General features: G+C 60.0%; 11 protein-coding genes. 6 read left to right on the forward strand and 5 right to left on the reverse strand.

Annotation, left to right across the window (positions count from 1 at the left end; translation table 11 throughout):
- Positions 1 to 61: 61 nt before the first annotated feature.
- From rsmA to EYC95_RS14680, 4 genes are read right to left on the reverse strand one after another with little or no spacing between them, the layout of a single operon-like run.
- Complete coding sequence (rsmA, locus tag EYC95_RS14665; protein ID WP_131060995.1) at positions 62 to 880, reverse strand: 16S rRNA (adenine(1518)-N(6)/adenine(1519)-N(6))-dimethyltransferase RsmA; 819 nt, start codon at positions 878 to 880, stop codon at positions 62 to 64.
- The gene (gene pdxA / locus EYC95_RS14670; protein ID WP_131060996.1) at positions 877 to 1,866 is read right to left on the reverse strand and encodes a 4-hydroxythreonine-4-phosphate dehydrogenase PdxA; all 990 of its coding nucleotides are present in this window, start codon (positions 1,864 to 1,866) and stop codon (positions 877 to 879) included. The genes rsmA and pdxA overlap by 4 nt, the downstream gene beginning before the upstream one ends.
- On the reverse strand, positions 1,863 to 3,179 hold the full coding sequence (gene surA / locus EYC95_RS14675) for a peptidylprolyl isomerase SurA (RefSeq protein WP_131060997.1): 1,317 nt from the start codon (positions 3,177 to 3,179) through the stop codon (positions 1,863 to 1,865). Before surA ends, pdxA begins: the two co-directional genes overlap by 4 nt.
- Complete coding sequence (locus tag EYC95_RS14680; protein ID WP_131060998.1) at positions 3,160 to 5,973, reverse strand: LPS-assembly protein LptD; 2,814 nt, start codon at positions 5,971 to 5,973, stop codon at positions 3,160 to 3,162. Before EYC95_RS14680 ends, surA begins: the two co-directional genes overlap by 20 nt.
- Before the next feature lie 130 nt (positions 5,974 to 6,103).
- On the opposite strand from EYC95_RS14680, the gene EYC95_RS14685 reads away from it, so the two are divergent.
- From EYC95_RS14685 to EYC95_RS14695, 3 genes are read left to right on the forward strand one after another with little or no spacing between them, the layout of a single operon-like run.
- Positions 6,104 to 7,123 carry an aminoglycoside phosphotransferase family protein gene (locus EYC95_RS14685; RefSeq protein ID WP_131060999.1) on the forward strand — a complete coding sequence of 340 codons (1,020 nt, stop codon included), beginning with the start codon at positions 6,104 to 6,106 and terminating at the stop codon, positions 7,121 to 7,123.
- Positions 7,120 to 7,791, forward strand: coding sequence for an N-acetylmuramate alpha-1-phosphate uridylyltransferase MurU (gene murU, locus EYC95_RS14690; RefSeq protein WP_131061000.1), 672 nt, complete (start codon positions 7,120 to 7,122; stop codon positions 7,789 to 7,791). The genes EYC95_RS14685 and murU overlap by 4 nt, the downstream gene beginning before the upstream one ends.
- A 1-nt stretch (position 7,792) precedes the next feature.
- A complete protein-coding gene (locus tag EYC95_RS14695) occupies positions 7,793 to 8,560 on the forward strand; it encodes a DnaJ domain-containing protein (RefSeq protein ID WP_131061001.1) in 768 nt (255 codons plus the stop codon).
- Between the two features lie 124 nt (positions 8,561 to 8,684).
- Here the strand turns inward: EYC95_RS14695 and EYC95_RS14700 are convergent, their stop codons facing one another.
- A complete protein-coding gene (locus EYC95_RS14700; protein ID WP_131061002.1) occupies positions 8,685 to 9,677 on the reverse strand; it encodes an alpha/beta hydrolase family protein in 993 nt (330 codons plus the stop codon).
- A 73-nt stretch (positions 9,678 to 9,750) separates the two neighbouring features.
- On the opposite strand from EYC95_RS14700, the gene EYC95_RS14705 reads away from it, so the two are divergent.
- The 3 genes from EYC95_RS14705 (at position 9,751) to EYC95_RS14715 (ending at position 14,398) form a co-directional block, all read left to right on the forward strand.
- Positions 9,751 to 12,147, forward strand: a complete 2,397-nt coding sequence (locus tag EYC95_RS14705; protein ID WP_131061003.1) for a PAS domain S-box protein — start codon at positions 9,751 to 9,753, stop codon at positions 12,145 to 12,147.
- A gap of 158 nt (positions 12,148 to 12,305) precedes the next feature.
- Positions 12,306 to 12,947 (forward strand): response regulator transcription factor, encoded by a 642-nt coding sequence (locus tag EYC95_RS14710; protein WP_174160275.1) that lies wholly within the window; start codon positions 12,306 to 12,308, stop codon positions 12,945 to 12,947.
- A 326-nt stretch (positions 12,948 to 13,273) separates the two neighbouring features.
- A complete protein-coding gene (locus EYC95_RS14715) occupies positions 13,274 to 14,398 on the forward strand; it encodes an ABC transporter ATP-binding protein (protein WP_131061004.1) in 1,125 nt (374 codons plus the stop codon).
- Positions 14,399 to 14,438: the final 40 nt, after the last annotated feature.

The raw sequence follows: 14,438 nt of genomic DNA on the forward strand, positions 1-14,438 counted from the left end.
AGTATCGGGTAGTAAACCAGACATGGGCGCTGGTGTCCTACCCGATCACACTCGTCGCCTGTCAGTCGACGGTGGGTGTGTGTGGGGCTTGTTCGCTGAGCTTGTCGGCCAGGCGCACGAAGGCGGCGAGGTCGAGCTGCTCTGGACGAAGGCTCCCGTCGACACCGGCGGCGGTGATTTCGTCATTGCTCAGCAGCAATTTGAGGGTGTTGCGCAGGGTCTTGCGGCGCTGGTTGAAGGCTTCGCGCACCACGCGCTCCAGCAGCTTGTGATCCTTGGCCGGGTGCGGCAGCACTGTATGAGGCACCAGGCGCACAATGGCCGAATCGACTTTTGGAGGCGGGTTGAACGCGCCCGGACCAACGTTGAACAGATGCTCGACGCGGCAGTGGTACTGAACCATGATCGACAGGCGACCCCAGTCACCGCCGCCAGGACCTGCCGCCATGCGCTCGACCACTTCCTTTTGCAGCATGAAGTGCATGTCGCGAATCAGGCTGGCGTTATGCAGCAAGTGAAAAATAAGCGGCGTAGAGATGTTGTACGGCAAGTTGCCTACAACCCGAAGGCTGCCGGGAGCTGCGTTCAGGCTGTTGAAGTCGAACTTCAGCGCGTCACCCTGATGCAGGTTGAAGTTGCTCTTCCCGGCGAACTGCTGATTGAGGATCGGGATCAGGTCTTTGTCCAGCTCCACCACGTCCAGTTGCGCGCCACTGCCCAGCAGGCCTTGGGTCAATGCACCCTGGCCCGGGCCGATTTCCAGCAGGCGGTCTTCGGGCTTGGCGTAGATGGAGCGCAGGATGCGGTCGATAACACCGGCATCGTGCAGGAAGTTCTGGCCGAAACGCTTGCGCGCCCGGTGTTGGTAATGTTCGGTCATAAACGGGTCTCGGCCATCTGGTAGGCGGTTTCCAGGGCGACTTGCAGGCTGCCGGTGTCGATTTTGCCGCTGCCGGCCAGATCCAGGGCAGTGCCGTGGTCGACCGACGTGCGGATGATCGGCAAGCCCAGGGTCACGTTGACTGCCGCGCCGAAGCCTTTGTATTTCAGCACAGGCAGGCCCTGGTCGTGGTACATCGCCAGCACCGCGTCGCAGTGCTCCAGATATTTGGGGGTAAACAGAGTGTCGGCGGGCAGGGGGCCGCGAAGGTCCATGCCCTCGCCGCGCAGGCGCTCTAATGTAGGTTCGATGATGTCGATTTCTTCATGGCCCAGGTGTCCGCCTTCACCGGCGTGCGGGTTTAGCCCGCAGACCAGGATACGTGGCTGGGCGATGCCGAATTTTTGTTGCAGGTCTGTGTGCAGAATGCGCGTGACCCGTTCCAGACGCTCCGGCGTGATCGCGTCGGCAATCTCTCGAAGGGGCAGGTGTGTAGTGACCAGCGCCACGCGCAAGCCGCGGGTGGCAAGCATCATCACCACTTGCGCGGTATGGGTCAGGTCAGCGAGAAATTCGGTGTGCCCGGAGAAGGCAATTCCGGATTCATTGATCACGCCCTTGTGCACAGGGGCGGTGATCATGCCGGCGAAATGCCCGTCGAGGCAGCCTTGGCCCGCACGGGTCAGGGTTTCCAGAACGAAAGCCGCATTGGCCTTGTCCAGTTGCCCGGCGGTGACCGGTGCATTAAGCGGGGTATCCCAGACATACAGGCTGTTGGCGGGTGCCGGAGCATCCGGCCAGCTGTCCGGTGCGACCGGGAGTAAATCGACGACCACGCCCAGCTGCGCGGCCCGCTCAAGGAGCAGGTCGCGGCTGGTAATGGCAATCAGGGGGTGTGGCTGGGCTTGCGAGGCGAGCAGCAGGCACAGGTCAGGACCTATGCCGGCCGGTTCGCCGGGTGTCAGCGCGAAACGCTTGGGTTTCACTGCGTTGCCTGGTCTGCACCAGGGAGTTTGATCTCTACGTACGCTTCGTCACGGATCTGACGCAGCCAGGTTTGCAGCTCTTCGTCGTATTTGCGGTTACGCAGTACGGTCATCGCTTGCTGCTCACGGGCCTGGGTAGTGCTGTCGGTGGCGCGACGGCCAAGGACTTCCAGTACGTGCCAGCCGTATTGGGTCTGGAACGGCTTGGACAGCTGACCTTGCGGGGTCTTGGCCATCACTTCGCGGAACTCAGGCACCAATGCGTTCGGGTCGATCCAGTTAAGGTCGCCACCGTTGAGGGCGGAACCTGGATCTTCCGAGAAGCTTTTCGCCAGTTCGCCGAAATCTTCGCCCGCTTCGATTCGGGTGTAGAGCGATTCAGCCAGGGCTTTGGTTTTTGCTTCGTCACGGATCGGGCTAGGTTTGACCAGGATATGACGCACGTGCACTTCGTCACGTGTCTGGGTTTCACCGCCACGCTTGTCGAGGATCTTGAGGATGATGAAGCCGCCCGGCGTACGCATTGGCTGGGTAATGTCGCCAACCGTCATGGTGCTCAGCATGCGATCGAACGGAGGTGGCAATTGAGCAGCTTTACGCCAGCCCATGTCGCCGCCTTCCAGTGCGGTTTCGCTGGCGGATTTGGCGATTGCCAACTGACCGAAGTCGGCGCCTTGCTTGAGTTGCTGGTAGACCGCGTCCGCTTGCTTGGCAGCATTCTGAATCGCATCGGAGTTGGCGCTTTCCGGTGTAGGAATCAGGATGTTGGCCAGACGGAATTCTTCCGACAGCTGCATTTTGCCGAGGTCGGAAGCCAGGAAGTTCTTCACTTCCTGTTCAGACACCTGGATACGCTCTGCCACGCGACGCTGGCGCACACGGCTGATGATCATTTCGCGACGGATCTGTTCGCGGGCGTCGTCGTAAGACAGGCCGTCGCGAGTCAGGGCGGCGCGGAATTGATCAATCGACATGTTATTGCGCTGGGCAATGGTGCCGACGGCCTGGTTCAGTTCTTCATCGGTGATGCGGATGCCGGAACGCTCGCCGATCTGCAATTGCAGGTTTTCAACGATCAGGCGCTCAAGCACCTGCTGGTCCAGCACGCCGGCCGGCGGCACCGCAGCACCGCGTTTGGCGATGGTTTGCTGAACTTCATGAATACGCTGGTCCAGTTGGCTCTGCATGACCACGTCGTTGTCGACAATGGCCACCACTTTATCGATGGACTGTACTGCGGCGTTCGCCGCAGTACCCAGGAACAGCGCGCCCAACACTAGCGGGCGCAGACAATCAGAAAGCTTGGTCTTCACGTTCACGATAACCTTGGATGCCTTTGTCGAGGAAGCTCTCTACTTTGGCGCCAGTGAGGCCGCCGAGACCTTTCAGAACGATTTGTAGGAAGATGCCGTGGTCGCCTTTTTCGTTTTCCGGGGCGTTCTGACTGAATTCATCATACGAAACCCAGTAACGGTTGATCAGGCGCAGTTTCCAGCAGCAGTTGTCGTACTCGAAACCACCGAAGGCTTCCAGGGTACGGTTGCGGTTGTAGTCATACTGCCAGCGGCTGATAGCGTTCCATTGCGGCACGATCGGCCAGATCACCGAGAAGTCGTGCTGTTGGATTTTGTAGTAGTCCTTCACGTAGCCAGGTTGACCCGGGGTGCCGTAGTCACCACCGCCAACGGACCACTTACCGGTGTTCTGGTCGTAACGAACCTGGTCATTGCGATAGCGATAGCCGGCGTTGATGACCTTGTTCGGGTTGTCTTCAGGCTGGTAGTGGAACATCGCGCTGCCCGAGCGAGGGCTGCGGCTGTCCGGGTCCCAGTTGTAGTCGGCTGTGGTGCGCCAATCGCGGTTCCAGCGATACTCGTATTCCAGTGCATATGGCGAAACGTTGGCCTGCGCATCGTCGCGGGTTTTTGCATCGATACCCGGCAACTGAACTTCGCGGTCCTTGAAGTACAAAGCCTGGCCGACACTGATGCGTTGACGCTCGAAACCGTTGTCTTCGATCCAGCGGTTGGTTATACCCAGCGACAGTTTGTTCTCGTCGCCAACGCGGTCGGAACCGGAGAAGCGATTTTCGCGGAACAGCGACGCGTAGTTAAAGGTGTATTCGGCGGTGTCGAACACAGGGATATCTTCCTGGTTTTCCTCAGGTACATAGAGGTAGTACAGGCGCGGTTCAAGGGTTTGGCGATAGTTCTTGCCGAACCATGTGGTATTGCGATCAAAGTACAGCCCGCTGTCGATGCTGGCGATTGGCACACCACGGTTCTGGTTGGAGCCGAAATGACCATTGACATTGTCAGTCCCGGCTGCAGCTGCGGCTTGATCCTGAGCCACGATCTGGTTTTTGCCAATACTGTCCAGGTCCAGCTGATACTGGGTGTACTGATACTTGAGCGATGGCTTCAGGAAACCATACGTCCAGTTCAAAGGCAGGCTGACAGTCGGGGCCAAGTTGAGGCGATCGCCAGTGGCTCGCGCAAGACCTTGAACGTTAGTGTCGAGACGCGGGGAAATATTGCCGTCTTCATCGGTGAAGGTGCCGTTTTCCAAATCCCGGTCAAATCGCACAAGTTCAGTGTTGTACGAGAAATCCAGCCCGCCCGGGTGATACGGCAGAGCACCATCGAAGGTGATCTGTGGCAAACGGTTGTAAGGCGTGATGTTCGACACGGTCGCCAACTGATAGGCCTGGGCATTGAGTCGAGCTGTGTAGCTATCACCGCGGTACGTAACGGACCCCTGCTGGTTAACGTAGTCAGCGCTTTTCACACCAATCTGGTCGGTCTGCAAATCCTGGAAGTAATAAGGATCGCTGATCTTGGTGTAGTCGACCTGCGTGAGAACGCGCGAGTCGAGGCCACCCTTGTGCTGCCAGTTGTACATGTAGCGGGTTTTTTCGTAGTCGGTCTGCTTGCTGCGCTCGGTGTCGTCGTCGTTCAGGTACGCGGCGCCGAACTGGCCTTCGCTGGACGGCGTCAGGTAGCGGAACTCGCCTTCCATCAACAGGCCGCGCTTGCTCATGTAGCGTGGGTACAACGTGGCGTCGTAGTTCGGTGCCAGGTTGAAGTAGTACGGAGTCACCAGCATGAAGCCGGTATCGGTGCCCGTGCCGATGGTTGGCGGCAGGAAGCCGGACTGGCGACGGTCATCGATCGGGAAATAGATGTACGGCGTGTACAGGACAGGAATGTCCTTGACCCGCAGTGTCACGTTGGTCGCGGTGCCGAAGCCGGTCGCCGGGTTCAAGGTGATGTTGTTGCCTTTGAGCTGCCAGGCGTTGCTGTTCGGTTCGCACGTGGTGTACGTACCATCCTTGAGGCGGATGATCGCGTTTTCGGCACGTTTGGCGTACAGCGCGTTACCGCGGATACGGGATTTGTGCATCACGTATTCGGCGTTATCGACCTTGGCTTCACCGGTATCGAGCTGCACGTCGGCGTGGTCGCCCACGATCAGCGCGCCGTTGTCGCGAATGCGCACGTTGCCGCTCAGTTCGCCACGGCTTTCAGCCTGGTAAAGGTTCGCTTCGTCGGCTTCGACCTGCATGCTGCCCTGACGCATGACGACGTCACCGGCCAGGGTCGCAATTTGCTCATCCTGCTTGTAGCGAGAGGCCTTGGCGCCGATAAAGGTCGGGGCGTCACTTTTATTCGTCTTGTCATTCATGCCAGGACGAATCGGTTCGATATAGGAGCCAGAGCAGTAAGGACCGGTCTCGGCCAGTTGCGCCGCCGTGAGGTTCTCGCGCGGAACCCAGTCGAGGTGCCTGTAGTCTGCACTACGCGACTTCAGGCCGCGGCCTTTGGACTCGGTAACCAGCACAGGCTTGGCGCCGGTGTCTTCACTGGTGCCATTCTCGGTCGCAGGTTCGCCGGTGGCGGAAACTGCGCTGCCGTCATGGACGGGACGCGGAGGCAATGCCGCCGCTGGCGCTTTTGGCGCACAGTCCCAGGCACCCGAAGCAGAGACTGAGCAGTCATACTGTTCCGCGGCGACCACGAATGAAGTGGCTAGGGGTTGCAGGGCCAGCAGACTGCCGGTAACCAACAACGGAAATTTTTTACGAAACGCGGGGGATTTCAATGCCATCTTATTAGTCCGGGCTTCCTGCGTGCCATCTGCCCGCGGTGTGGGCCGCACGCCTCTCGATGGTCTGAAAAAGATGCTGGATAATAAAGCATGACCCGCTTGACGGCTAGCGCCGTCGGAGACCCTTGCAATGCCTGACCAAGATGTACGTTTGCAACACCTGAAAGTTTGGCTCGATGAGCAGTTGGCAACCCTCTTTGCAGAACAAGGTTGGGGCGCCGTACCCCCGGCCACATTGACTGCGGCCAGTAGCGATGCGAGTTTTCGGCGCTATTTCCGATGGGAAGGCGAGGGCCGGAGTTTCGTCGTGATGGACGCGCCTCCGCCCCAGGAAAACTGCAAACCCTTCGTGGATATCGCTTTTTTGCTGGCGAAATCCGGAATAAATGTGCCGAAAATTTACGCCGAAGACCTCGAGCGCGGTTTTCTTTTGCTCAATGACCTCGGCAACAAGACTTATCTGGACGTGATCGACAGCGAAAACGCCGACGATTTGTTCAATGATGCCCTGCAAGCACTGCTGGCTTTTCAGCAATTGCCGATGGTTGCACCGCTACCAAGTTATGACGTGGCATTGCTGCGTCGCGAGCTGGAGCTGTTCCCTGAGTGGTACGTGAAACGGGAGCTGGGCATCGAGTTCGACTCGGCGCAGCAGATGCTCTGGCAGAACGTGACCGAGCTGCTGATCGACAGCGCCCTGGCCCAGCCAAAAGTGCTGGTGCATCGCGACTACATGCCACGCAACCTGATGCTCAGCGTACCGAACCCGGGCGTGCTGGATTTCCAGGATGCGGTCTATGGCCCGGTGACCTATGACGTGACCTGCCTGTTCAAGGACGCGTTCCTCAGTTGGCCCGAGGAACGTGTGCGCGGCTGGCTGGAAAATTACTGGCAGCAAGCCAGCGATCTCGGCATTCCCGTGCAACCCGATTTTGAAGACTTCCTGCGGGCCAGCGACCTGATGGGCGTGCAGCGTCATCTGAAAGTGATCGGCATCTTCGCCCGTATCTGCCACCGCGACGGCAAGCCGCGTTACCTGGCCGATGTGCCGCGCTTCTTTGCCTATATAGAAGCGGTGGTCGCCCGCCGTCCTGAACTGGCTGAGCTGGATGTGTTGCTGCTGAGTCTGCGTGCTGGAGCCCATGCATGAAGGCGATGATTCTGGCGGCCGGCAAAGGCGAGCGCATGCGCCCGCTGACCCTGACCACACCAAAACCGTTGGTCCGTGCCGGCGGCGTGCCTCTGATCGAGTACCACTTGAAAGCCCTGGCGATCGCCGGGTTTACCGAGATCGTGATCAATCACGCCTGGCTCGGTCAGCAGATCGAAAGTTACCTGGGTGACGGTTCGCAATACGGCCTGCGTATTCAGTACTCAGCAGAAGGTGAGCCACTGGAAACCGGTGGCGGGATCTTCCGTGCGTTGCCGTTGCTGGGCGATGAGGCTTTCCTGGTGGTCAATGGTGACATCTGGACTGACTACGACTTCAGTGTGCTGCATCAACCCATCGCCGGGTTGGCGCATCTGGTGCTGACGAAAAACCCGGCCCATCACCCGACCGGCGATTTCACGCTGGTCGATGGGCAAGTGCACGACGGTCAACTGGACACCGCCACCCTGACCTACAGCGGCATTGCCGTGCTGCATCCGCAGTTGTTCGACGGTTGCTCGGCCGGTGCCTTCAAACTGGCACCGTTGCTGCGCAAAGCCATGGCTGATGGACAAGTAACCGGCGAACGCCTGAATGGACACTGGGTGGATGTCGGCACGCACGAACGCCTGGCTGAAGTTGAAACTCTGATAGAAGCGAGACGCTGACATGTTGTGGCCAGGGACTCTGATTGGAGCCGGAGCGGGCTTTGCCATAGCCAGCATTCCGGGGGCCATGCTCGGCGCTTTGTTGGGACAGGCGCTGGATCGGCGCTTGCACTTGCAAAGCTGGGGGCATTTGCGGGAAAAGCTCGGCGGTCGTCCGATGCTGCGTAACGATGAACTGTTGTTTGTGTTGCTGGGACGCTTGGCCAAGAGCGATGGGCGAGTGGGGGAGGGACATATCCTGCAGGCGCGTCAGGAAATGCATTCGCTGGAAATGACCGAGCCTGCAAAGCGGCGGGCGATTGCTGCATTCAATCGCGGCAAGTCAGGCAACGACCGGTTACGCGGATATCTGCGGCGCTTGAGCGTTCAGCCTCATGCAGCGGAAGGCGTGTTGCGCGCGTGTTGGCGGATGGTCTGGGCCGATGGCCGTGCGGGCAATGCCGAGCGCGAGCTGATTGCGCAATGGGGCAAGTGGCTGGGCTGGACGCGGCATCAGGTGCAGGCGCTGGCGGCGGACTATGAGCCGCATCTGCGACCGCAAGTCAGCAGTGCTTTGACTTATCAAGAGGCCTTGCGGCTTTTGGGGGTCTCGGCGACCAGCGAGCCGGCGCAGATCAAGCGTGCCTATCGACGCCTGCTCAGTCGTCATCATCCGGACAAGATTGCCGGCAGCGGGGCGACGGCGTTGCAGGTGCGGGAGGCGACTGACAAGACTCGTGAACTGCATACGGCATACACGTTGATTCGTGAGCGGCGGGATTTTCGGTAGCCGGAAAGAGATGTGTCGCCAGTAATTCCGTCTTCGCGGGCAAGCCTCGCTCCTACAGGGTCCGCGTCATACGACACAGAATCTGTAGGAGCGAGGCTTGCCGCGAACGGGGCGACGCGGTCTGTCAGTCCGCCGCCTTCTGCGGATTCAACCACCCGCGAACCCGGCGCACCAGCTGCTCTTGCTCAGCCTTGGCATTACCGGGCAACGCTTTGAGCGATACCTGGCTGAACGCCGGAGTCTTCAATCGCTTGCTGGCCTGCATCCGCTCAAGTGCAGCGTTGCGATCCAGCGGCTTGTCCATATAGAAAATATCGACGGTCGGCAGCTTCAACGTTGGCGTCAATTGCGCCAGTTCGGGTTTCGCCGCGGCGGGCGTCTGCACCGCCACCATCGCAAACTTCTCCACTTGCGACGGCTGCTTCTCGCTCAGATAACGCGCCGCCCAATAAGCGCCGGTGCCATGCCCCAGCACGACGATGCTGCGAGCGCTTTGCTGCTCGGCGTAGGCAATGGCTGCATCAATGCGAGCAAAGATACGTTCGGCATCGGCCTTGGCTTGCTCCTCGGTGGTTTCAGCGATGGCCTTGTCGGCAACTTCCGCTTCACCACCGGCGGCTTGCTCGATGGGTGCCGCCGTGGTCGAGTCCTTGCTACCGGTTTCCGGCGCCTTGAGCGTTGGCGGCATTTCCACGACGCGGGGCGCAATGGCATCGCTTTGCAGGTCGGGCAAGGTGATACTCAGGCTGCTCCACTTCGCGTCGGGCAATTTGTTACGCAACGGGCCGATAGCTTGCGGCCAGTCAACGGTTTCACCGGCGCCCGGGATGATAATCACCGCGCCTTTGGGCTCGGCGGTGTTGGCCGGTTTCCACAAAGCAAGAAAAGTGTCGGCACCGGCTTGCAGTTGTTGCTGTTCCTGCGCCGGGATTTTTCGCTCAAGGGCTGTCGCTTCTTCCTGACTACGCTCAAGCAGTGGCTGGCGTTCGACCGGTTTTTCTTCCGCGGGTTTTTCCGCAGATGCAGGTGCCGGGTCGGCCGCCTCGACGGAAAAGGCGCAAGGCAGGATCAGCGACAGGCACAATGCTGGCAGTGCCAGGCGGTAGACAGGGGGCATCGGATATTCCAGGCCAGAAGTTATTCCGGCAGCCTAATGGGTTGGTCAGTATTTGTCAGTGTGTGAGACTTCGATGATGCGTTTTCGCTGCCTGTGGGTTATCGGCTGTTTGTGGTTTCCCTTGATGAGTTGGGCGGCGTCCGCGCCACCGGCGCACGTCGCACCCTTGTCGCCCAAGCAACAACAGTGGCTGGCAACGCACGGTGAATTGCGCGTGGGGCTGGTGTTGCAGGCGCCTTACGCGCAATACGATCGCCGCTTGCAGCGCCTGTCCGGGGTTAACGTCGAGTTGATGAAATGGCTGGCCAAGGCCCTTAAGGTCGAGCTGAGCTGGCGTAATTTCCCCGACCTTGCGCAACTGGAAACTGCTGCGCGCGACGGTGAAATCGACATCGCCCCCGGGCTGACCCAAACCCCCGCCGGCCTGCGGCTCTGGCAATTCTCCGACCCCTACATGCGGGTGCCGCAACTGGTGGTCAGCGACCAGAAAAGCACCGTTGCCGTGGAACTGGAAAAACTCGACAGCCAGACCCGCGTCGCTGTGCGCATGCCCAGCGCGACGGCCGACTATCTGCGCGGCAACTATCCCCATCTGAACCTGCAAGGCGTGCCCATCGAGCGTCAGGCATTGCAGCTGTTGCTGAGTCAGCAGGCCGGTTACGCCGTGGTCGATGAAGCGCAGTTGGGGCGTCTGTCCGTGGAGCCTGAGTTTGCCGGGCTGGTCGTGGTGGGTGACATCGGCCTGCCGCAATTGCTGCGTGTGGCCACGCGTCGGGACCAGCCGGAACTGGCCGGCATCGTTGAAAGCGCGCTGCGGGCGATCCCGGCCAAGGACCTGGAGCTCCTGCACAACCAATGGCTGCAACCCAAGTACCCGCGCCTGACCGAGTCCCCGGGCTTCTGGCAAAACCTCTGCCTGCTGATGGCGGTGTTGATGCTAAGCAGCATGGCCATCGTGTTCTGGCAACGCCGCCAGCAACACAGTCTGGAGCAGCGGTTATTGGCGGCGCGCGAGGACATTGCCCTGCGCGAGGCCAGCGAAGAGGCATTGCGCCTGACGCAGTTTTCCATCGATCAGAGCACCGTCGGCATCCTCTGGGTCAACTGGGACAGTCACGTGCGCTACGCCAACCGCGCGGCTGAAGCCATGCTCGGTTATCCGGCCGGTGGAATCATGGATCGGCCGTTGATCGACTTCGAGCCGGGCCTGCACATGGACCGCTGGCTGAACCTGTGGAAGCGCGCCCGGGCCAGCGAAGAGGGGCCGCAAAGTTTCGAAACCAATTGCGTGCGAGCGGATGGCAGCACCCTGCCGACCGATGTTTCGTTGAGTTTTATGCGTTTTCGCGGTGGCGAATACCTGGTGGTCTACCTCAACGACGTCACTGAACGTCGTCGCGCCCTGGCTGCGTTGCAGGAAAGCGAAGCGCGGTTGCAGGGGATTGCCGCCAACGTTCCGGGATTGGTCTTTCGCCTGGAACGGGCGCCGGTGACAGGGCAGATCGACTTTGCCTACATCAGTGAAGGCAGCGAGAGTCTGGTGGGCTACTCCCCGGCGACCCTGGCCCACCGCGACAAAGGCCTGCGCAGCCTGGTGCATCCGGACGACAAGGCCAGTTATCACCAGACTCAGGACCATGCGCTGGACACGGACAGTGACTGGTCGTGGCAAGGGCGGATTCTCACGCGTTCGGGCGAGCAACGCTGGGCCGAGATCAAGGCCATCACCCGACGGCTCGAAGACGGTGCGTATGTCTGGGACGGGATTGTCTGGGACATCAGCGAGAGCAAGCGCATCGAACTTGAACTGGCCAGTTCCCGTGAGCAACTGCGTGAGCTGTCCGCTCACCTGGAGAGTGTGCGGGAAGAGGAAAAAGCGCGCATCGCCCGGGAAGTTCACGACGAGTTGGGTCAGATGTTGACCGTGCTCAAGCTGGAAACCTCCATGTGCGAATTGGCCTACGCTCAACTCGACCCTGGTCTGAATGAGCGCTTGAACAGCATGAAGCGCTTGATTGCGCAGCTGTTCCAGCTGGTGCGCGATGTGGCGACCGCGTTGCGACCGCCGATTCTCGATGCCGGGATCGCCTCGGCCATCGAGTGGCAGGCCCGGCGTTTCGAGGCGCGCACGCAGATTCCGTGTCTGGTGCAGGTGCCCGAGAATCTGCCGGTGCTCAGTGATGCCAAGGCCATAGGACTGTTCCGAATCCTTCAGGAAGCCCTGACCAATGTCATGCGGCATGCCCAGGCGCATACTGTTGAACTGACATTGGAGCTGGAAGGTGACGAGTTGTGTCTGACCGTCAGCGATGATGGCGTAGGATTTGTTCCCGCCACCGGTCGGCCGACGTCGTTTGGCGTGGTCGGTATGCGCGAGCGGGTGTTGATCATGGGCGGGCGGTTGTCGCTTGAGAGTGAGCCGGGGGAGGGCACGACGTTGAGTGTGCGGGTGCCGGTGAATGAAGCCTGAGGTATTTGTGGTGCCTGAACTGACGCCTTCGCGAGCAGGCTCACTCCTACAGTGGATTGGGATGTGTCAGCTATCTATGCCCCTACACGAATCCCTGTAGGAGCGAGCCTGCTCCGGGCGGCGTTCCGACGATAGATTTTGGCTCTGATATAAAAAGAATGGAGAAAAACGTGATCCGTGTACTGGTAGCCGAAGACCACACCATCGTCCGTGAAGGCATCAAGCAATTGATCGGCCTGGCCAAGGACTTGCTGGTGGTAGGGGAGGCAAGCAATGGCGAGCAGCTGCTCGAGACCCTGCGGCATGTGCCCTGCGAAGTGGTGCTGCTGGATATCTCCATGCCGGGCGTCAATGGCCTGGAAGCGATCCCGCGGATTCGCGCGCTGAACAATCCGCCGGCCATCCTGGTGCTGTCGATGCATGACGAAGCGCAAATGGCCGCCCGGGCGCTGAAGGTCGGCGCTGCGGGTTACGCGACCAAGGACAGCGATCCGGCACTGCTGCTGACGGCGATCCGCAAAGTCGCGGCGGGCGGTCGTTACATCGACCCGGACCTGGCCGACCGCATGGTCTTCGAAGTCGGCCTGACCGATTCGCGGCCGTTGCACTCGTTGCTGTCGGAGCGTGAGTTCTCGGTGTTCGAACGCCTGGCCCAGGGCGCCAACGTCAATGACATCGCCCAGCAACTGGCCCTGAGCAGCAAAACCATCAGCACCCACAAGGCGCGGCTGATGCAGAAACTCAACATCACCTCCCTGGCTGAGCTGGTGAAGTACGCCATGGAACACAAACTCCTATAAAAATCGCATGCATTCCCTGTAGGAGCGAGGCTTGCCCGCGAAGGCGATTTCACTGACGCCAAAAGCTTCGCGGGCAAGCCTCGCTCCTACAGGGATGGGCGGTGCATATCCATTTGCGACATCCCTGCGAATCGCTTTTGCCTTTACTTGTGGCTTGCAGCTGACCGTTTGACGCTGTGTTGGTCAAAACGCGCCATCCTTGTAGGGCAATCCCTACCCCCAACCTTCCATCCGGCTGAGGCCATTCTCTCCTGCGCCCCGATTTGCGTGGTCAGCAGTGTCCACTAGGCTTAGTCCACAGCAGTCATCACAACAAAGGTGTGGGTATGAGCCAGGTCGATTCAAACGCAGGGGCCAGCGATATTCTGGTCAGCTTTCGTGGAGTGCAAAAAAGCTACGACGGCGAGAACCTGATCGTCAAAGACCTCAACCTGGACATTCGCAAAGGCGAATTCCTCACCTTGCTCGGGCCGTCCGGCTCCGGCAAGACCACCAGCCTGATGATGCTTGCCGGTTTCGAAACCCCGACCGCTGGCGAAATCCAGTTGGCCGGGCGTTCCATCAACAACGTGCCGCCGCACAAGCGCGACATCGGCATGGTGTTTCAGAACTACGCGTTGTTCCCGCACATGACCGTTGCCGAGAACCTCGCGTTCCCGCTGACCGTGCGTGGCTTGAACAAGAGCGATGTCAGCGACAAGGTCAAAAAAGTCCTGAGCATGGTTCAGCTCGACACCTTCGCCCAGCGATACCCGGCGCAACTGTCCGGCGGTCAGCAACAGCGTGTGGCCCTGGCCCGCGCATTGGTATTCGAACCGCAACTGGTGCTGATGGACGAACCCCTCGGCGCACTGGACAAACAACTGCGCGAACACATGCAGATGGAGATCAAGCATCTGCACCAGCGCCTCGGCGTGACCGTGGTCTACGTGACCCACGACCAGGGTGAAGCCTTGACCATGTCCGACCGCGTGGCGGTGTTCCACCAAGGCGAGATCCAGCAGATCGCTCCACCGCGCAGCCTCTACGAAGAACCGAAAAACACCTTCGTCGCCAACTTCATCGGCGAGAACAATCGTCTCAACGGCCGCTTGCACAGCCACACTGGCGACCGCTGCGTGGTCGAGCTCGGTCGCGGTGAAAAGGTTGAAGCCCTGGCCGTGAACGTCGGCAAGACCGGCGAACCGGTCACGCTGTCGATTCGTCCGGAACGCGTGAGCCTCAATGGTTCGAGCGAGTCCTGCGTCAATCGCTTCTCGGGGAGGGTGGCGGAATTCATCTATCTGGGCGATCACGTCCGGGTTCGCCTGGAAGTCTGCGGCAAGACCGACTTCTTCGTGAAACAACCGATTGCCGAGCTCGATCCCGCGCTCGCCGTCGGTGATGTGGTACCGCTTGGCTGGCAGGTCGAACACGTTCGTGCGCTCGACCCACTTCTAGAGGCGAACTGATCGCCCCGGCTTCAACAACACCAACCCTGCACGTGGAGAG

This window comes from Pseudomonas sp. BGI-2 (genome assembly GCF_004310295.1).
GTDB lineage: Bacteria > Pseudomonadota > Gammaproteobacteria > Pseudomonadales > Pseudomonadaceae > Aquipseudomonas.